An 18,551-nucleotide genomic window follows, 5' to 3' on the forward strand; every position below is an offset into this window, starting at 1 on the left:
TCTGTCCCGCTTTGCCCAATCGATAACCCGAATCCGGCCCGGCCAGCCGGCGAGGTAGAATCCGCAGCCATCAAGATCCACAACATCACAACGACAACGGACACTCACCCCCTATGGCGATCACCGAACCCTCCCTGGCGTTCACCGCGGCGCTTATCCTGCTGGCCTACCTGATCGGCTCCGTGCCCTTCGCCGTGGTGGTCAGCAAGCTCATGGGGCTGCAGGACCCCCGCAGCTACGGTTCGAAGAACCCGGGCGCCACCAATGTGCTGCGTACCGGCAACAAGACTGCCGCCGCGCTGACCTTGCTGGGTGACGCGGCCAAGGGCTGGTTCGCCGTATGGTTGGCCGAGAAGCTGGCGCCCGGCATTGCGCCCTGGCCGCTGGCGGCCGTCGTCGTGGCGGCCTTCCTGGGCCATCTGTACCCGATTTTCCTGGGGTTCAAGGGCGGCAAGGGCGTGGCCACTGCCCTGGGCGTGCTGGTCGCGATCCAGCCCTGGCTGGCGGTCGCCACGGCGGCCACCTGGCTGATCATTGCCATCTTCTTCCGCTATTCGTCGCTGGCCTCGCTGGTGGCGGCCTTTTTCGCCCCGGTCTATTACGTGTTCGGCTCGGGCATGGCCTGGTACGCCCAGCCCGCCCTGGGCGTGGCGCTGGCGGTCATTGGCGTGCTGTTGTTCTACCGCCACCGCGCCAACATCACGCGCCTGGTGCAGGGCACGGAAAGCCGCATCGGCGGCGGCAAGAAAAAGTAAGTCGTGGCATCCGGACGCCCCTGAGCGGGCGTCCCAGCCTGTCGTCCTGACAGGCGCCCCTAGCCGGCCGTCCTGACCGGCCGTCCTGACAGGCCGTCGCCTTCCCCACCGCGCGCTTCAGGCGATGTCCGCCAGGTCCCAGCGCGGCCGGATCGTGAACGAATGCGCATCCGGGTCCAGCGTCACCAGCCCCGCCTTGACCCGTTCGGCCGCCGCGAAGGCGATCATGGCGCCGTTGTCGGTACACAACGCCAGCGGCGGGAAATAGGCCTGCGCTTTCAGGGGCTTGAGCGCCGCGGCCAGCTTGGCGCGCAGCAACTGGTTGGCGCCCACGCCACCTGCCACCACCAACCGGCGCAGTCCGGTCTGCTTCAAGGCGCGAATCGACTTGGCGGCCAGCACTTCCACGATGGCGGCCTGGGTGGCCGCGGCCAGGTCGGCGCGGGTCTGGTCGTCCAGCGCGCCGGCCTGCTGCTCGGCCGCTTTCACCCGGGTCAGCACGGCCGTCTTCAGGCCGCTGAAGCTGAAATCCAGGTCGCCGCTATGCAGCATGGGCCGCGGCAGGTCGAAACGGCTGGCGTCGCCGCTGGCGGCCAATCGAGCCAGCGCGGGGCCGCCGGGGTAGCCCAGGCCCATCAGCTTGGCCGACTTGTCGAAGGCCTCGCCCGCGGCATCGTCCAGGGTTTCGCCCAGCAGTTCATAGCGCCCCACCCCGTCGACCCGCATCAGCTGCGTATGGCCGCCGGACACCAGCAACGCCACGAAGGGGAATTCGGGCCGCGGGTCGGCCAGCATCGGCGACAGCAGGTGGCCTTCCAGGTGATGGATGGGAATGGCGGGCAAGTGGCGCGACCAGGCGAACGACTGCGCCACGCTGGCGCCCACCAGCAGCGCGCCGGCCAGGCCCGGGCCGGCGGTATAGGCCACGGCGTCGATGTCGGACATGGCCAGGCCGGCCTCTTCCAGCACCTGGCGGGTCAGCGGAACCACGCGCCGGATGTGGTCGCGGGAGGCGAGTTCAGGCACCACGCCCCCGTATTCCTGGTGCATGGCGATCTGGGTGTGCAGGGCATGCGCGAGCAGGCCGCGTTCCGTACAGACGGCTGCGACGCCCGTTTCATCGCAGGAGCTTTCAAAGCCGAGAATAATCATGGCGGCAGAGTTTACAACTGATGCGAAAATACGCCCGTTTACAAATATTCGAGGGCGCCCACGCCCTCACCCGACAACCTGAGCCTGCAAGCACCCTGGGGATAAGAATGCTGGAGAAGCTATTCAAGCTGCGTGAACACGGCACGACCGCGAGAACCGAAATCGTGGCCGGCCTGACGACATTCCTGACCATGTCGTACATCATCTTCGTGAACCCGGACATCCTGTCGTCCACCGGCATGGACCGCAGCGCCGTGTTCGTGGCCACCTGCCTGGCCGCCGCGCTGGGTTCGCTGGTGATGGCGCTGATCGCCAACTGGCCGATCGGCATGGCGCCCGGCATGGGCCTGAATGCGTTCTTCGCGTTCACCGTCGTCAAGACCATGGGCTACACCTGGGAACAGGCGCTGGGCGCCGTGTTCATCTCGGGCGTGATCTTCCTGATCCTGACCATCTCCGGCATCCGGGTCTGGCTGGTCAAGGGCATTCCGCATTCGCTGCGCAGCGCCATCGCCGCGGGCATCGGGCTGTTCCTGGCCATTATCGCGCTGTCCAGCGCCGGCATCGTGGTGGCGCACCCCGCCACCAAGGTCACCCTTGGCGACCTGACCGCGCCGGGGCCGCTGTTCGCCATCCTGGGCTTTTTCATCATCGCCTCGCTGGACGCGCTGCGCGTGCGCGGCGCGATCCTGATCGGCATCCTGGTGGTCACCGTGCTGTCCATGGCGCTGGGCCACAACGAGTTCAAGGGCATCTTCGCCGCGCCGCCCAGCCTGGCGCCGACGCTGTTCAAGATGGACATCCTGGGCGCGCTGCACACCGGTTTCGTGCACGTCATCCTGGTGTTCGTGCTGGTCGAGGTGTTCGACGCCACCGGCACCCTGGTCGGCGTGGCCAAGCGCGCCGGCCTGATGCCCGAAGGCCGCCCCAACCGCCTGGGCCGCGCCCTGTTCGCCGACAGCACCGCCATCGTGGCCGGCTCGATGCTGGGCACCAGCAGCACCACCGCCTACGTCGAAAGCGCCTCGGGCGTGCAGGCTGGCGGCCGCACCGGCCTGACCGCGCTGGTCGTGGCCCTGCTGTTCCTGGCCGCGCTGTTCATTTCGCCGCTGGCCGGCGCCGTGCCCGCCTACGCCACCGCCCCCGCCCTGCTCTACGTGGCCGGCCTGATGATGCGCGAACTGATCGACATCGACTGGAACGACGTCTGCGAAGCCACCCCGGCCGCGCTGACCGCCCTGGTCATGCCGTTCACGTACTCCATCGCCAACGGCATCGCCTTCGGTTTCATCAGCTACGTGGTGCTCAAGACGGCCACGGGCCGCGTGCGCGACGTGCACCCGGCGACCTGGCTGGTGGCGATCCTGTTCGTGCTCCGCTACGCGTTCTTCCCGGAATAAGCACGTAGCGCCGATCAAAGCCGCCGCGGCCCGACGCAGGGCCGCGGCGGCTTTTTCATGGCGCGCCGATCAGGCCCATACGCGGTTGAGCAAGAGGGCGGCCCAATACATGCCCAGCCCGAACACCGCATGCGTGGCCACGCTGCGCAGGCAGTTCTTCAGCGGCGTCGGCGTGCGCGACGAAGCGAATCCCGCGCCCAGGGCCGGTTGCATCACGAACAGCGGAACCGTCACCGTCACGATGCCCACGAGCAGGGCCGGCAAGACGGTGGGCGCCGCCAGCCATTGCACCCCGAAAATGCCCACCAGCAACGCCGCGAATGCGATACCCACCGCGTAGTGAATGGCCCAGCCCAGCGGCGCTTCGCCCATGACCGGCTCGGCCCGGCCGATGCTGGCATGCATGAACCTGCCCCGGGGCAGATGCCCCGCCCATCGCCCGACCAACGCGTAATTGAGCGTGGGCATGCCCAGACCCTTCTGGATCATCGACCACACGTCCATGACCACCGTCGCGCCGACGCCGACCAGAATCACCTTCACAACCTCGTCCATTCCTGCCATGCCCATTCCTTTTCCGTTGATGAAGCCAACTCATGCAGGCATGATAGAAGTTGAAGTCAACTTCAAGTCAATGGGTAAGACATGGACATCTCCGAAGTCGCCCGGCGCACGGGCATGGCAGCCTCCACGCTGCGGTTTTATGAGAAACAAGGCCTGATCTCGGCAACCAGCCCGGCCGGCCAGCGGCGGCGCTTTGCGCCGGACGTGCTGGACCAGTTGGCGCTGATCGCGCTGGGCCAGGCCGGCGGCCTGTCGCTGGAGGAAATCCGGGCGATGCTGTCGCCCGGCGGCGTGGTGCAGGTCGACAGGCAGGTGCTGCTGGCCAAGGCCGACGACATCGACGCCACCATCAAGCGCCTGCGGGCGATGAGCCAGGGGCTGCGCCATGCCGCGCAGTGCCCCGCCCCCAATCACGCGCAATGCCCCAACTTCCAGCGCTTGCTCAAGGCGGCGGCGAAAGGCCGTCTGAAGCAGAACGCAACGGCCGCCCCAGGCAGGCCAAAGCCGAAGGCCGCAACGCGTTCGGCGTTATGACGCGGCGGTCCAGACGGCCAGTTCGTAGCCATCGAGGTCGGTGAACTGGAACCGGCGCCCGCCAGGAAAGCCGAACACTTCGCGGCTGATGCGGCCGCCCGCCGCCTCGACGCGCCGCTGGGCATCGGCCAGGTCGTTGGCGTACAGAATCACCAACGGGCCGCCGGGGCGCACGGGCTCGCCCGTGGTGAAGCCGCCGGTCAGGCGGCCATCGGTGAACTCGGTGTAGGTCGGGCCGTAGTCGGTAAACGTCCAGCCAAACGCATCGCCGTAGAAGCGCTTGCTGCGCGCGATGTCGGCGACGTTGAATTCGATGTTGTCGATCTGATGGTTCTTGCCGGCGGCGCTCATGCGGGTCTCCTGCGGAAAATGAGAGGAACCCGGATGATCCTCGAAATGGCGCGCCGCGTCTTGAACAAAACGGCCATGCCCCAATCGCCCCGCTCGCCCGCCCAATGCCCCGCTAGCCGCCCGCTTGCGTCCGCAATTGCGACGGCGTCATGCCGCATAGCGCCTGGATTTCGCGGCTCAGGTGAGCCTGATCCGCATACCGGGCCTCTGCGGCTAGCGCGGCCAGGCCTGCGCCCGGCGTTTGCCGCAACAGGCCGAGAAAGCGTTGCAAGCGCAGGATGCGTTCCAGCATCTTGGGTCCATAGCCAAAGTGATCCAGGCTGAGGCGGCGCAGGCTGCGTTCGCTGAGTTCCAGCCAGCCGCCGACGCGCCCCCCGGACGGTTCGGACGCCGCTGCGAAGCCGCGAAACAGCGCTGCGGCGTGTACCGAGGGTGCCTGTTGCGCCCTCGCCTCAAGCATCAGGCCTTGCTGCAACGCGCTCATCTGCGCATCCTGCGTGGCCGCATCCTGCAGGCGCCGCGCCAGGCGGCCTGCGCGGCGGTCGCCCCACAACGCATCCAGCCCCACTCGGCTGCCCACCAGTTCAGACAGCGGCACGCCCAGCCAGCCGCGGGCGGCGCCGGGCTGAAAGCGCAACCCCAGCACCCGCGCGCCGGGCGCCAGTTGCGGCCTGGCGGCCACCACATCCGGGCCGACCACGCTCAGCTGACCGCCCGCCCAGAGGATATCCACGCAGCCGTCGGGCAGCACGGCCACATCGCCGCCCTGCCCGGCCGCCAGTTCGCTCGACCAGGCGCAAAGGAAATGCGCCCGCAACGGGGCCGACGGCGAGGCCTCGCGGTAGGTGCCGGTCAGGCCGGCGACGGCGGGCGGGTGGTCCTGATCGCGAGGGGCGGTGCGCGGGTTGCGGCTCATGAAACGTGTTCGAAAAAGGCGCCAGGGACGAGGGAGTGACCACTATACCGGTACGGCTGCCCTGCCTGTCCGCCTGGCGGGACAATCGCCGCCATTGACGTCCGCTATCAACCCGCCCATCCGCATGGTTGCTGGCGGACACGGTTGAAATCGCCGATACACTCCCCATGTATATAGGACTATGGAGTCAACTTTGCGCCGCTATCCGATGGTTTCTTCCTGTTCCGCCTTCTGCGCCGAGCGTCGCGCATGAGCACCCTGGCCCGCATTCCCTTTTCGGTGCTGGACCTGGCCCCGATCGTGCAAGGCCGCGATGCCGCCGACGCCTTCCGCAACAGCGTCGCGGTGGCGCAGCACGTCGAACGCCTGGGCTACAAGCGCTTCTGGCTGGCCGAGCACCACAACATCAACGGCGTGGCCAGCAGCGCCACGGCGGTGCTGATCGGCCATATCGCTTCGCACACGAAGACGCTGCGCGTGGGCTCGGGCGGCGTGATGCTGCCCAACCATGCGCCGCTCATCATCGCCGAACAGTTCGGCACGCTCGAAACCCTGTACCCCGGCCGCATCGACCTGGGCCTGGGCCGCGCGCCCGGCAGCGATGGCGCCACGCAGCATGCGCTGCGCCGCGGTCCGCGCAGCGGCCTGGAGTTTCCGGCGCTGGTCGAGGAATTGCGCGGCTTCCTGGCCGCGTCGCGGCCCGGCCAACCGGTGCGCGCCATTCCCGGCGAAGGCCTGGACATTCCCATCTGGCTGCTGGGCTCCAGCGATTTCAGCGCCCGCCTGGCCGCCGAACTGGGCCTGCCATTCTCGTTCGCCGGCCACTTTTCGCCGGAAGGCATGGCCGCAATGCGGCTGTACCGCCACCTGTTCAAGCCGTCGGAAACGCTGGCCCGCCCCTACGCCATGATCGGCGTGCCGGTGGTGGCCGCCGAGACCGACGAAGCCGCCCGGCGCCAGGCCACCACGCAGCAGCTCAAGTTCCTGTCGCTGGTGCGCGGCCACCGCTTGCAGCTGCAGCCGCCGGTGGACAGCATGGACGGGCTGTGGAACGAATGGGAGCGCGAGGCGGTCAATCAACGTCTGGGCGCGGCCATCGTGGGCGGCCCCGACACCGTCAAGCGCAGGCTCGAAGCCCTGGTCGCCGAAACCGAAGCCGATGAAGTCATGATCGTGTCCGACTTCTACGATATTGCCGACCGCCTGCGTTCGTTCGAGATCGTCGCGTCGATCAAAGCCTGACGCCAACCATTGCGACGCGACCGGTCCCCGCTCTACTATGGGCTTGCGGGTACCGGCAAGACCGCGTCGCCGAATCAGCTCCGAGGCAGGCAACCCCCGGATCTCTGACACCGACTTTTTTGCGCCGCGCCAGCGGCAAGGATTCCAAAATGAGTATTGTTGAACTCACCAAAGACAGCTTCCAGGAAGCCATTACGCCGGACGGCACCCTGATCGTGGACTTCTGGGCGCCCTGGTGCGGCCCGTGCCGCGGGTTCGCGCCCGTCTTCGAGCAAGCCGCCACCGAGCATCCGGACGTGACGTTCGCCAAAGTGAACACCGACGTCGAACAGGAACTGGCCGGCGCGCTGGGCATCCGCTCGATCCCGACGCTGATGGTGTTCCGTGAAAAGGTCCTCTTGTTCTCGCAACCGGGCGCCTTGTCGGGCGGACAGCTCAATGAGCTGCTGGCCAAGATCAAGGAAGTGGACATGGAAAAGGTCCACCAGGAAATCGCCGCGGCGCAAGACAGCCAGGACGCGTAAAGCACAAGGGCCCGCCAGGGCCCTTGTTGCATTCCACCTGGACGCATTCAGCCCGGCATTCAGCGCAATACTTCCCACGCCGCGCGGCCACGCGTGATGTTGGCGGCCGTGCTTTCCAGTTCGGCCACCGCCACGCGCGGCACCGTGAAGCGCAGCGTCACGCCGTCCTGGGTGAAGTCTTCCTGCTGTATCGACGCCCCGGCCTGCGCCAGCCGCGACTTCAGCAGCGGCAGTTCGGCAAAGCCGCAATGGCATGAGATGGTGGCCAGGTCCACCACTTCGGTGCGCGGACCGTTGCGCAGGCAATTGGCGGCGCAGCCGCCGTAGGCGCGCACCAGGCCGCCTGCCCCCAGCTTGACCCCGCCGAACCAGCGCACCACCAGCACCGCCACGCGGTCCATGTCCTGCCCTTCGATGGCTTGCAGGATCGGCCGGCCCGCGGTGCCGCCCGGTTCGCCATCGTCATTGAAGCGGTATTCCTGCCCGATGCGGTAGGCCCAGCAGTTGTGGGTGGCCTCGGGGTCGCTGTGCGCCGCGAAAAAGTGCATGGCCTCGTCCACACTGGCAACGGGTGCGGCGTGGGCGGCAAAGCGGCTTTTCTTGATGTCTTCCTGGTGGGAACAGGCGGCGGTCAGCGTGTACGTCATAGCCCGGCATTGTAAGTGGTGGCGGGGGCCGGACCGGCGCTGGCGGGCACAACGTCAGCCGTGGCAGTCGGCCACTTCCTGATCCAGGTAGACGTCGAACGCCACGTCGCGCGCCCACTTGGCGGGCAGCGCCTTCCAGGCGCCGGCGCGCGACCACTCGCGCATGCGTTCGCCCAGCCAGGCCTGCGCCGCCGTGTCGGCGGCGGGCAGCAGCCAGACACGCTCGTGGCGCGCACCGTCGGCGGCCAGCGTGGCCGAGAATTTCTTCCATTCGGGAAAGCGCATCAGCGGTTCCCACACCGCATCGTCGACCAGGCCGATGTCGCAGCTGCCTTCGCGCACGGCCACCAACGCATCGGATGGCACGCGATAGGTGCGCACCACGGCGCCCCAACCTTGCGCCAGGGCCTGCGCCCCCACGGCGGCCTCGGCCATGCAGACGCTGCGCCCGCGCGCATCCGACGGCTGGCGCATGGCGGTATCGCTGCGGATGACGGCCTTGGGGCGCGCGGCATAGCCCGTGGGCAACGCTGCCACGCCCGCGGGCAAGGGGTTCGCCGCAGGCTGGCTGCGGTCGGCCAGTACCACGTCGACATCGCCCGCGGCCAGCAGGCGCGCGGCATCGGCCGGCGCCACCTGGCGCAGGCTGAATGGCAGGCCCAGGTCCTGCGCCAGCTTTTCCGCCATGGCGATGTCCAGTCCGTCCGGCGTGCGGATCTTGGCGCCGGCCACAGGCGCGGGCGCCAGGTACGGCACGCCCACGACCAGTTCGCCGCGCTGGCGCGCCGATGCCAGGCCGTCAGCCGCCGCGGTGCCGGCGGCAGCGGTGACGCAAGCCACCAGGCCGGCGGCCAGCAGTGCCAGGGGAAAGCGGCGCGTCATCCCTGCCCTCACACGTACTGGTAGCGCAGCAGCCGGTGCTTCAGGCGTTCAAGCACGAACTGGTCGATCACCGCCGCCAGCACGGCGATGACCAGGATGTTGGTCATGACGCCGGTCATGTCGGCGATTTCGCCGGAATACGCCAGCGAACGGCCCAGGCCCTTGCCGAAGCCGATCAGCATTTCAGCCGAGATCAGCGCGCGCCAGGCGTTGCCGAACGCCAGCTGCGCGCCGGTGATCAGTTCGGGCATCACGGCCGGCAGATAGACCCGCTTGACCAGGCCCCACGGCGTGGCGCCCATGACACGGGCCGCCGACACATGCACGCGCTGCACCGATTCCGTGGCGTTCATGACGCTGAGCGCGGCCGGGAAGAACGCCGACAGCGCCACCACCACGATGATGGGCGTGTTGCCAAAGCCCATCACGATCAGGAACAGCGGTACCCACGCGATCGACGGAATCGATTGCAGGATGACGATGGCGCTGCGCAGCACTTCGCGAAAGAAGAACAGCACCGCGGCCACCAGGCCGAAGCCGATGCCCGCGGCCAGCGCCAGGCCATAGCCCGCGCCCAGCCGGCCCAGCGTGCCCATCAGGCTTTGGTGGAACGAGGACTTGCCCAGGTCTTCAATCAGCCGCTGCACCACGGCCGGCACGCCCGGCATCAGGAAATCGGGCAAGGCAAAGGCGGCCAGCTGCCATAGTGCCAGGATGAAGACGACGCCCAGCACGCCCGCCAGATGCTTGCGGGCGCCGGTGACACGAGTGGATGCGCTCAAAGCTTGCGAGCCTCTTGCCAGGACAGGTCGACGATGCTGGAGACGTCGTACGGCTTGCCGTCACGCGTCTTGAGCGAACCCTGGGCCTGCAGGATGTCGGCGATTTCCTGCATGCGGCGCGTGTCCTTGTCGGTCAGCTTGGGCGTGAACACCTGAGTGCTGATGGCTTCGGCAATGACCGTTTCGCGCGGCAGTTCGCCGCGATGCAGCGTCTTGAGCGTAGGCTCGGCGATGAAGTACGACGCGATCAGCTTGGAGGCCTGCGCGGGTTCCTTCTGCAGCAGCGTAATGGCCTGGTTCTGCGCGTCCAGCGCCTTCCAGACGTCGTCTCGGCGCTTGGCCAGCGTTTCGCCCGAGGTGATCACCACCATGCACGGGAACGGCCAAGCCTGGCCCACTTCGTAGATCTGCTTGACCGGCGCCACCAGCTGCGCAATGCGGTCATAGGGTTCGAACAGGAACGCGGCGTCGACACGCTTGCCGACCAGCGACTGCACCGCCACCGCCGGGCTCACGCCCATCACGTTGACGTCGTCGGCGCCCAGGTTGCCCTGCTTGAGCACCACGCCCTTGAGCACCACGTCGGCGGTGCTGCCTTCGGCTTGCGAAGCCAGCGTCTTGCCCTTCAGGCCGGCGATGTCCTTGATGCCCGAATCGTCGCGCACGATCAGCGAGTGGTAGCCCTGCTGCGCGCCGCCCACCACCTTCAGGTCCGCGCCCTTGGACGCCCACGCGACCGCATTGGTGAAGCCCAGCACGCCGATATCGAGCTGGCCGCCGACGATGGCCTTGATGAGGTCGGTGCCCGACTTGAATTCGATCAGCTCGGAATCCAGGCCGGCCTTCTTGTAGAAGCCGCCCTCTTGCGCCACGATCGCCTGCGCATCATCCATCACGCGCAGATAGCCGACGCGGAACTTCTCGGCGGCCATGGCGGGGGCCGCGGCCAACAGCGCCGCGGCGAGCGGCAGGGACAGCCATTGCTTGAATTTCATGGGAAATACTCCAGGGAATCAGGGATGGCCGGCGCCGCCAGGCGCCGTCCGCAAAACCGGAAAATCGAAAGGGATCAGGCCGCCAGCGCCAGGTCGGCGTGCGCCGCCGAGCCATCGACCGCAATGCCCAGCAACCGCAGGATCTCGCGCTTTTCAGCGGCCAGGTCCGACAGGTCGTGGGTCTTGGTGCGGTGAGCCAGGTTGAATTCGCGCAGCACCCGGGCCGGACGCGGGCTGAACACCACGATGCGGTCGGCCAGGAACAGCGCTTCGTCGACGTCGTGGGTCACCAGCAGCACGGTGGGCTTTTCCTGGGCGATCAGCTGGCGCAGCACGTCCTGCAAGGCCAGGCGCGTCAGCGCATCCAGCGCGCCGAAGGGTTCGTCCATCAGCATGGTCTGCGGCTGCGCGATGAAGGCGCGCGCCAAGGCCGCGCGCTGGCGCATGCCGCCGGACACCTGGTGGGGGTAATAGTGTTCGAAACCCGCCAGGCTGACGCGCGCCAGCCACTCGCGCGCGGCTTGGCGGGCGCGTTTCTTGGGAGTGTTCTGGAATTCCAGGGCCAGCGCGACGTTGTCTTCCAGCGTCAACCAGGGGTACAGCGCGTGTTCCTGGAACACCAGCGTGCGGCTGGGATGCGGGCCGGTCACGGGCTTGCCGTCGGCCAGCACCTGCCCTTGCGTGGGCTTTTCCAGGCCGGCGGCCAGGTGCAGCAAGGTGGACTTGCCGCAACCCGACGGGCCGACCAGCGCGACCAGCTCGCCGGTCTTGAATTCGCTGGAAAAGCCATCCACGACCGGCAGGTCGCCGAAGTGCTTGTGGACGTGATCGAAGGTCAGGTTCATGGAACGAATCGTGCGCGCGTGGGGAACGGGCCTAATCTAACAATTCGTTATATGAACTCCAACGATCAATATTGAATGTCTTTAAGACTTTCAGTTATATGAATAAGGGCGAGCGGCGCAGGCGGGGCCCCTAGGCCGCCGCCTGTGCCCGGCTGGCGTGGCGTTGCAGGCCGTAGGCAATCACGAAGCCCAGCAGCACCGCCACCGCCGCGGCCAGGAAGATGGCCGGATAGCCGAAGCCGCCCGAGATGTAGCCCGCCACCGGGCCGGTGGCGCCCAGCGCCAGGTCCAGGAAGGCGGAATACGCGCCCAGCGCCGCGCCGCGGCTGCCGGCGGGCACCCGTGCCACCGCTTCGACGCCGATGGCCGGAAACACCAGCGCGAAACCGCAACCGGTCAGGGCCGCGCCCACCAGGGCCGCGGTGGGATTGGGGGCCAGCCACAGCAGCGCCAGCCCGGCCGCCTCGACCAGGAAAGACACCTGCGCGACCCGGAAGCCGCCGAACCGCGTGATGGTGCCGGCGAACAACAACCGCACGCCGATGAAGGCGCAGCCGAACGCGCTGAGCGCGTGGGCCGCGCCTTCCCAGGAGAAACTGGCGTAGTACAGCGCCACGAAGGCGGCCAGCGTGCCAAAGCCCACCGACCCCAGGCCCAGCGCCATGCCGTGCGGAAACACCCGCAGCACCACGCTCTTGAACGCCATGCGGTGGCCGCCGACAATGGCCACCGGCGCCCGCGCCACCGCCAGCCCCAGGCCGGCCAGACCCAGCAGCAGCACGGCCCCGCCCAGGGCGCCCATGCTCCATTCGGTTTCCAGGTACACGCCCAGCGGCGCCCCCAGCGCCAGGCCGCCGTAGGTGCAGATGCCGTTCCAGGAAATCACCCGTGCGGTGTGCAGCGGACCGACCCGGGCGATGGCCCAGGTGGCAGACCCCGTGCCCACCCAGCTCTCGCCAAAGCCCAGCGCCAGGCGGCTGACGATGATGGCGGACAGGCTGAGCCAGGCGCTGCGCTCAAACGCGTAAGCCAGCAACAGGAACACGCCGCTGGCCGCGCAGGCGGCCATGCCGATGACGACGGTCTGCTTGGGCCCCACCGTATCGGCCATGCGGCCGGCGTGCGAGCGGCTGAGCAGCGTGGCCACGTACTGCACGCTGATCGCCAGCCCGGCCAGCACCGAACCGTAGCCCAGTTGCCCATGCACGTAGCCGGGCAGCACGGCCAGCGGCAGGCCGATGGCGAGATAACAGATGAAGGTGAAGAAGGCGATCGCGACAATGCGCGAGGTCAATGCGAACGTCCCGATCGGCGCGCCGTCGGGCGTAGTGTGGGGTGTGGGAGACATGGCTACCGGAGTGGAGCCTGGCGCGACAGAGATGCCAGGGTTTACCCGAATGATAGCCCAGCAGGATTGCGGCAGGCTGAACGAGGTTCAGCCTGCCGCCAGGGAAATACAGGGATCCGTCTGAAAAGCGGGCCGGATGCCGCCAGCCCGCGCGTCAGACGCCGGCCATCAGGCCTCGATGCCGCGCGAGGACAGGTAGTCTTCGTAGCCGCCGCGGTAGTCGACGATCTCGCCCGTGGGCAGGATTTCGATCACGCGGGTGGCCAGGCCCGACACGAATTCACGGTCGTGCGACACGAACACCAGGGTGCCTTCGTACTTTTCCAGTGCGAACTGCAGCGACTCGATCGATTCCATGTCCAGGTGGTTGGTCGGTTCGTCGAGCAGCATGACGTTGTGCCGGCCCAGCATCAGGCGGCCGAAGGTCATGCGGTTCTTTTCGCCGCCCGACAGCACCTTGGGCGCCTTGGGCAGGTCGTCGGCCGAGAACAGCAGGCGGCCCAGCACCGAACGGATCGACTGGTCGTCGTCGCCCGGCTGGCGGTGGTCGCCCATCCAGTCCAGCAGGTTGATGTCGGTTTGCAGGAACTGGTCGGACACGTCCTGGGCCATGTAGCCCAAATCGGCGTTGTCGGACCATTTCACGGAGCCCGAATCCGGCGCCAGCTCGGTGGCCAAGAGACGCAGCAAGGTGGTCTTGCCCACGCCGTTGGCGCCGATGATGGCGATCTTTTCGCCGGCATCGACCATGGCCGAGAAGTTGCGGATCACGGGCGCGTCGTAGGCCTTGGTCAGGTTTTCGACCGTGACGGCCAGGCGGTGCATGACCTTGTTCTGCTCGAAGCGGATGTACGGGTTCTGGCGCGACGACGGCTTGACCACGACCTGCTCGGCCTTGATGCGGTCGATCTGCTTCAGGCGCGAGGTGGCCTGGCGCGACTTGGACTTGTTGGCGGCAAAGCGGCGCACGAAGTCCTGCAGTTCGGCCACGCGTTCCTTGGCCTTGGCGTTGTTGGACACCAGGCGTTCGCGGGCCTGGGTCGAGGCCAGCATGTAGTCGTCGTAGTTGCCCGGGTAGATGCGGATTTCACCGTAATCCACGTCGGCCATGTGCGTGCACACCTGGTTCAGGAAGTGACGATCGTGGCTGATGATGATCATCGTGCTCTGGTAGCCGTTGAGCACGTTTTCCAGCCAGCGGATCGTGTTGATGTCCAGGTTGTTGGTCGGTTCGTCCAGCAGCAGCACGTCGGGGTTCGAGAACAGCGCCTGCGCCAGCAGCACGCGCAGCTTCCAGCCCGGCGCCACTTCGCGCATCGGCAGGTTGTGCTGGTCGACGGCGATTTCCAGGCCCAGCAGCAGTTCGCCCGCGCGGGCTTCGGCGGTGTAGCCGTCGTACTCGGCGAACTTGGCTTCAAGGTCGGCCGCGCGCATGTAGTCGTCTTCGGTGGCTTCCGGATTCGCGTAGATGGCGTCACGCTCGGACATCGCGGCCCACATCTCGGTGTGGCCCATCATGACCACGTCCAGCACGCGCAGGTCTTCGAAGGCGAACTGGTCCTGGCGCAGCTTGCCCAGGCGCACGCCGGGTTCCAGCGACACGTTGCCCGCCGACGACTCCAGGTCGCCGCCGATGATCTTCATGAACGTGGACTTGCCGGACCCGTTGGCCCCGATCAGCCCGTAGCGGTTGCCTTCCCCGAACTTGACGCTGACGTTCTCGAAAAGGGGCTTGGGACCGAACTGGATGGTGAGATTGGCGGTGGATATCACGGTGGTTTTGGCTGGGGGAGGAAAGTGAGTTGCGAAGGTCGCGGGCGTCCAGGGACGCATCCGGCGAAACCCGATAGTGTACCAAGCCCAGCCGACCGGGGTAGTACCGCGGCCTTCGCGGCATCGCTCCACCGCATCCGTCCCCGTACCATTTGTTGTCTTAACGTAAACATTTGTATTAAATGGGGTACCATTGCAACGAAAAATCGCATGGCCTGCCTGGCGGGCCATGCCGGCTGATCCCACCTTCCCCGCCACGTGACCGATACCCCCTCGTCCGCCGGAAACGTCAGGTTCTATTTCCGGTCACTCGTCATCGCCGCGCTCGTCGCGATCGTCATGCTTTGGGCCACGCCCCGGCTGGCGCCCAGTTCCGACCTGCTGACCTACGCCGTGGCGCGCCTGCAGGCCCGGCTGGTGGGCGGCTACTACAGCCCCGCGCACCGCAACGACACCACCGTCGTGCTGATCGATGACGATTCGCTGGACCCGCAAAAAGGCGCCTGGCCCGTGCCCTACCGCACGCATGCCCGCTGGCTTCGCAATATCGGCCTGATCCACCAACCTCGCGCCCTGTTCCTGGATATCACCTTCGACCGCGAGCGCGACGACCCGACGCTGCCCGAGCTGATGTCGGCCCTATGCGAGCTGCGCGATGCGGGCGTGCCGGTGTTCCTGGCGGCCCTGCCCGGCGCTGACGGCGCGCTGCGGGTGCGGTCAGGGCTGGTCAACCCGGTCGGGCAAGCGCCTTGTTTCACGCTCGTGGATGTGCGTTATGCGCCCAGCAAGGTCGACCGGCTGGTCTGGAGCTACCCGCTCTGGTCCGACCCCGACACGCGCAGCGCCGCCCTGGCCATCGCGCAGGACGCGGCAGGCATCGCCCTGCCCCGGACGCGCGACGCCATGGCCCTGACCTGGGGCGTGAACAACCTGGACCAGCGCCGCTTCACGCCCGACTGCCGCCTGGCCCGCGGCGGCATCGGCGAAATGCTGCCTGCCTATCTGCGCAGACTGCTGGGCCAGGCCGATGCGGACATGCCGGTGTGCCCCTACACCCGCACGCTGGCCTTGTCCGAACTGCGGGCCGCGGACGCCGACGAGGCCCGTCTGGACGACCTGCTTCGCGGCCGCTACGTCATGATCGGCGGCGCGCTGAGCGGCTTCAACGACACGGTGCTGTCGCCCGTGCATGACGTCATTCCCGGCGTGTTCATGCACGCCATGGCGCTGGACAACCTGCTGACCTACCAGGACCGCTACAAGCGCGCGGTGGAATGGGATATCTGGCCGAACATCCTGTGGCTGCTGGGCATTCCGGTTGTAATGGCCGCGCATTTCCTGCATTGGCTGGCCCAGTGGCTGGCCCGGCGCCTGCGCGAACGCAGCGCCCGCGCCAGACAGTGGCTGGTGGCGCCGACGCAGTGGAACTTCGAAGCGACGAACCCGGATGGCGCCGCTGCCCTCCTGCCGGCCCCGCTCGCGGCGCTGGCCGCGGCGCCAAGCCTTCCGGCGCGCGCCCGCCTGCTGGCCCGCGCGGCGGCGGATCGGGCGTCGCGCCGCTGGCTCGCCCGCAAAGCCGGCGGCAAGCTCGTGATCGTGCTGGCCCTGGCGCTGCGCAAGCTCGGCACCATCCTGCTGTCGTCGCTGGCCGTCATGCTCATCGTGCTGATCGCCCAGGCCTATGTGGATGTCGGCACGCTGCCCATCGTCGACCTGGCGATCCTGGCCCTGGCCGCGCACTGGCTGGGCTGGACCAACAAGATCACCGAATTTCTTATCGGCAAACCCGGGGACCGGCCCGCTGCGCCCCCGCCCGCCCCCCAGCAGGAACCTTCCGCCAAACTTCACCAGGAGTAGCCCCGCATGACCTCGCTTTCCTCCCTGATCGCCGCCACCGCGGCGGTGCTGGCTGTCTCTGCCACGCCGGCCATCGCGGCCGACCAGATCGTCGGCGCCAGCATCAAGCCCTTGCCGCTCTATGCCCAGCCGGGCGGCACGACCCCCGCGGCCAAGTCCGACGGGCAAGGCATGCCCTGGCCCGTGCTGGAAACCCGCGAAGAGTTCTACCGCGTCAAGGTGGACGGCGGCGACTATTGGGTGGACAGCATGCAGGTGCGCGTGTCGCGCAATTCTGCGGCCCAGTGCGGACCGGTGATCAAGCGCGTGCCCGGCCCCACGGGGTCCACCGCCGGCGCGGGCGAGAACGCCTGCCGCTGACATGCCGATGCCTACCCGACACGCCTTGCGGCTCGCTCCCCTGACGTTGGCGCTGGCCCTGGCCGGCTGCGCCAATCTGCCCGGCGGCAGCACGTTTTCCGTCAAGACCGGCGAACTGCCGCCGCCGCCCACGGGCCGCCAGTGGCCGGATGCCGAACGCGATGCGCGCAACCAACGCGCCGCGCAGATGGGCCTGGTGTCCATGCCCGACATGCAGGCCTACCTGAACGGCCTGCTGGGCCGCATCAAGGAAGCCGCGGGCGTACCCGACTGGCCCGGCCGCGTCTACATCACCGCCTTGCCGGCCCTGGATGCCCAGAGCACCGGCGCGGGCAACATCTATCTGTCTATCGGCTGGCTGCAGTCGGCCGAATCCGAAGACGAGATCGTCGCGATCCTGTCCCACGAATTCGGCCATGTCTACCTGGACTACCACCAGCTGGAATCCGCCAACGCCACCACCGACCAGGTCGCCACGCTGGCCGCGGTGGGCGTCGCGCTGGCGCAGAAAGCCGGCAGCGCTGCCGGCTGGAGCCCGGTCGACAGCGTGATTGCCTCGTACACGCTGGGCAAAGATGTGCTGATTCCCGCCTGGAGCCGCCAGCAGGAAGAAAACGCCGACCGCTTCGGCGCCACCGTCAGCCTGCGGCTGGGCTACTCGTACACGCAGGGCTTCAAGGCTTTCCTGGAACGGCAGGCTACCTGGGAGGCCGACAACGCCACACTGCAGGAAGCCTCGCGCAAGCGCATGGTCGAACAGGTCAAGCAGGCGGCCGCGCAGGACACCCGCAAGCAGGCCGCCGCCAAGGGCAACACCATCGCGCCGCTGACCGAAATGCAGGCCTCGCTGAGCGCCGGCATGGCCGGGGCGGGCGAAGACCTGCGCAATGGCCTGGACGACTTCTGGAAAAAGCTCACGGTCAGCCACCCCAGCACCGAGGCCCGGCTGACGTCGCTGACGGCCCAGGTCACGCCGCTGATGGCCGGCAAGCCGCGGCCCGCGGCCACGACCGCGCCCTGGGACAAAGCCCGTGCGCAACGCCGCAGCGCCGCCACCCTGAAGAATTACCAGGCGGTCAATGCGGCCCAGCAAGCCTTGCAGGCGCAGGACTTTGCCCAGGCCCGCAAGCTTGCGGCGCAGGGCGCGTCCGGCCCCACCGCCCAGCACGCCCTGCCCTTGCTGACGCTGAGCCTGGCGCAAGGCGAATCCGGCAAGCCTGGCGCGCGCGCCAGCGCCTTGCTGGACCGCAACCTGCAGTCCGAAGGCGACCGCGCCTGGCAGATCTATGTCTTGCGCGCCAACACGCTGCTGGGCGCCGGCCAGCGCGGCCCAGCCACGACGGTGATGAACCAGGGATTCGACTACTTCAAGGATGCGGCGCTGGCCTGGCCGGAGGCTATCCGCTTCTACGGACAGGCCGACAGCTGGGACCGTGCGCGCAAGCTGGCGCAGGAATGCGGCTCGCGCTTTCCCACTCACGCCAGCGCGTGCAGCAAGGCGGCGCAAAGCCCCGCCGAGCAAGCCGAGGCCAAGCGCCGCGGCGAACAGAAGGCGCAGTCGCTGGTCGACAAGCTGTTCAAGAAGTGATGTGAAGTGACGGGCCGGGCGCCGTGCCCGGCTCGC

19 protein-coding genes are annotated in these 18,551 nt (G+C 67.8%); 8 read left to right on the forward strand and 11 right to left on the reverse strand.

Features of this window, described 5'->3' with window-relative positions:
• The first annotated feature begins 113 nt into the window (after nucleotides 1-113).
• Nucleotides 114-755 (forward strand): glycerol-3-phosphate 1-O-acyltransferase PlsY, encoded by a 642-nt coding sequence (gene plsY / locus HV798_RS20835; protein ID WP_025136428.1) that lies wholly within the window; start codon nucleotides 114-116, stop codon nucleotides 753-755.
• 117 nt (nucleotides 756-872) lie between these two features.
• Here the strand turns inward: plsY and tsaD are convergent, their stop codons facing one another.
• Nucleotides 873-1,907: a tRNA (adenosine(37)-N6)-threonylcarbamoyltransferase complex transferase subunit TsaD gene (tsaD, locus tag HV798_RS20840; RefSeq protein ID WP_175193769.1), complete on the reverse strand. Its 1,035-nt coding sequence runs from the start codon at nucleotides 1,905-1,907 to the stop codon at nucleotides 873-875.
• Between the two features lie 107 nt (nucleotides 1,908-2,014).
• Here tsaD and HV798_RS20845 point away from each other — a divergent pair, with 107 nt between their 5' ends.
• The gene (locus tag HV798_RS20845) at nucleotides 2,015-3,307 is read left to right on the forward strand and encodes an NCS2 family permease (RefSeq protein ID WP_175193770.1); all 1,293 of its coding nucleotides are present in this window, start codon (nucleotides 2,015-2,017) and stop codon (nucleotides 3,305-3,307) included.
• 69 nt (nucleotides 3,308-3,376) lie between these two features.
• On the opposite strand, the gene HV798_RS20850 is transcribed toward HV798_RS20845, so the two are convergent.
• On the reverse strand, nucleotides 3,377-3,871 hold the full coding sequence (locus HV798_RS20850) for a DUF2938 domain-containing protein (protein WP_175193771.1): 495 nt from the start codon (nucleotides 3,869-3,871) through the stop codon (nucleotides 3,377-3,379).
• Between the two features lie 81 nt (nucleotides 3,872-3,952).
• Between HV798_RS20850 and HV798_RS20855 the strand changes: the two genes are divergently transcribed.
• The gene (locus HV798_RS20855; RefSeq protein ID WP_175193772.1) at nucleotides 3,953-4,405 is read left to right on the forward strand and encodes a helix-turn-helix domain-containing protein; all 453 of its coding nucleotides are present in this window, start codon (nucleotides 3,953-3,955) and stop codon (nucleotides 4,403-4,405) included.
• Here HV798_RS20855 and HV798_RS20860 read toward each other — a convergent pair.
• Together HV798_RS20860 and HV798_RS20865 are read right to left on the reverse strand one after the other, a co-directional pair.
• Nucleotides 4,400-4,756: a VOC family protein gene (locus HV798_RS20860; RefSeq protein WP_175193773.1), complete on the reverse strand. Its 357-nt coding sequence runs from the start codon at nucleotides 4,754-4,756 to the stop codon at nucleotides 4,400-4,402. The two genes, HV798_RS20855 and HV798_RS20860, sit on opposite strands and share 6 nt — an antisense overlap.
• Nucleotides 4,757-4,868: 112 nt before the next feature.
• Nucleotides 4,869-5,672 (reverse strand): helix-turn-helix domain-containing protein, encoded by an 804-nt coding sequence (locus HV798_RS20865; protein ID WP_175193774.1) that lies wholly within the window; start codon nucleotides 5,670-5,672, stop codon nucleotides 4,869-4,871.
• Between the two features lie 249 nt (nucleotides 5,673-5,921).
• Between HV798_RS20865 and HV798_RS20870 the strand changes: the two genes are divergently transcribed.
• Both HV798_RS20870 and HV798_RS20875 read left to right on the forward strand, forming a co-directional pair.
• Complete coding sequence (locus HV798_RS20870; protein ID WP_175193775.1) at nucleotides 5,922-6,914, forward strand: LLM class flavin-dependent oxidoreductase; 993 nt, start codon at nucleotides 5,922-5,924, stop codon at nucleotides 6,912-6,914.
• A 149-nt stretch (nucleotides 6,915-7,063) separates the two neighbouring features.
• On the forward strand, nucleotides 7,064-7,438 hold the full coding sequence (locus HV798_RS20875; RefSeq protein ID WP_006388150.1) for a thioredoxin family protein: 375 nt from the start codon (nucleotides 7,064-7,066) through the stop codon (nucleotides 7,436-7,438).
• 59 nt (nucleotides 7,439-7,497) lie between these two features.
• Here HV798_RS20875 and HV798_RS20880 read toward each other — a convergent pair whose 3' ends face one another.
• The 7 genes from HV798_RS20880 to HV798_RS20910 form a co-directional block, all read right to left on the reverse strand.
• A complete protein-coding gene (locus HV798_RS20880) occupies nucleotides 7,498-8,085 on the reverse strand; it encodes an IMPACT family protein (RefSeq protein WP_175193776.1) in 588 nt (195 codons plus the stop codon).
• A 54-nt stretch (nucleotides 8,086-8,139) separates the two neighbouring features.
• Nucleotides 8,140-8,967 carry a transporter substrate-binding domain-containing protein gene (locus tag HV798_RS20885; protein WP_175193777.1) on the reverse strand — a complete coding sequence of 276 codons (828 nt, stop codon included), beginning with the start codon at nucleotides 8,965-8,967 and terminating at the stop codon, nucleotides 8,140-8,142.
• Between the two features lie 8 nt (nucleotides 8,968-8,975).
• Complete coding sequence (locus tag HV798_RS20890) at nucleotides 8,976-9,749, reverse strand: ABC transporter permease (RefSeq protein ID WP_175193778.1); 774 nt, start codon at nucleotides 9,747-9,749, stop codon at nucleotides 8,976-8,978.
• Nucleotides 9,746-10,744: an ABC transporter substrate-binding protein gene (locus HV798_RS20895; protein ID WP_175193779.1), complete on the reverse strand. Its 999-nt coding sequence runs from the start codon at nucleotides 10,742-10,744 to the stop codon at nucleotides 9,746-9,748. The genes HV798_RS20890 and HV798_RS20895 overlap by 4 nt, the downstream gene beginning before the upstream one ends.
• Before the next feature lie 74 nt (nucleotides 10,745-10,818).
• Nucleotides 10,819-11,589 carry an ABC transporter ATP-binding protein gene (locus HV798_RS20900; protein WP_025136416.1) on the reverse strand — a complete coding sequence of 257 codons (771 nt, stop codon included), beginning with the start codon at nucleotides 11,587-11,589 and terminating at the stop codon, nucleotides 10,819-10,821.
• 130 nt (nucleotides 11,590-11,719) lie between these two features.
• Nucleotides 11,720-12,937, reverse strand: coding sequence for an MFS transporter (locus tag HV798_RS20905; RefSeq protein ID WP_175193780.1), 1,218 nt, complete (start codon nucleotides 12,935-12,937; stop codon nucleotides 11,720-11,722).
• Between the two features lie 168 nt (nucleotides 12,938-13,105).
• The gene (locus HV798_RS20910; RefSeq protein WP_175193781.1) at nucleotides 13,106-14,710 is read right to left on the reverse strand and encodes an ABC-F family ATPase; all 1,605 of its coding nucleotides are present in this window, start codon (nucleotides 14,708-14,710) and stop codon (nucleotides 13,106-13,108) included.
• Nucleotides 14,711-15,049: 339 nt separating this feature from the next.
• Between HV798_RS20910 and HV798_RS20915 the strand changes: the two genes are divergently transcribed.
• From HV798_RS20915 to HV798_RS20925, 3 genes are read left to right on the forward strand one after another with little or no spacing between them, the layout of a single operon-like run.
• Entirely contained in the window at nucleotides 15,050-16,567 is a 1,518-nt protein-coding gene (locus HV798_RS20915; protein WP_175193782.1) for a CHASE2 domain-containing protein, read from the forward strand.
• Between the two features lie 6 nt (nucleotides 16,568-16,573).
• Nucleotides 16,574-16,927: a hypothetical protein gene (locus HV798_RS20920; protein WP_175193783.1), complete on the forward strand. Its 354-nt coding sequence runs from the start codon at nucleotides 16,574-16,576 to the stop codon at nucleotides 16,925-16,927.
• A gap of 7 nt (nucleotides 16,928-16,934) precedes the next feature.
• Nucleotides 16,935-18,515, forward strand: coding sequence for a M48 family metalloprotease (locus tag HV798_RS20925; protein WP_246289007.1), 1,581 nt, complete (start codon nucleotides 16,935-16,937; stop codon nucleotides 18,513-18,515).
• Nucleotides 18,516-18,551 lie beyond the last annotated feature (36 nt).

The organism is Achromobacter deleyi (assembly GCF_902859705.1).
Classification (GTDB): Bacteria; Pseudomonadota; Gammaproteobacteria; order Burkholderiales; family Burkholderiaceae_B; genus Achromobacter; species Achromobacter deleyi.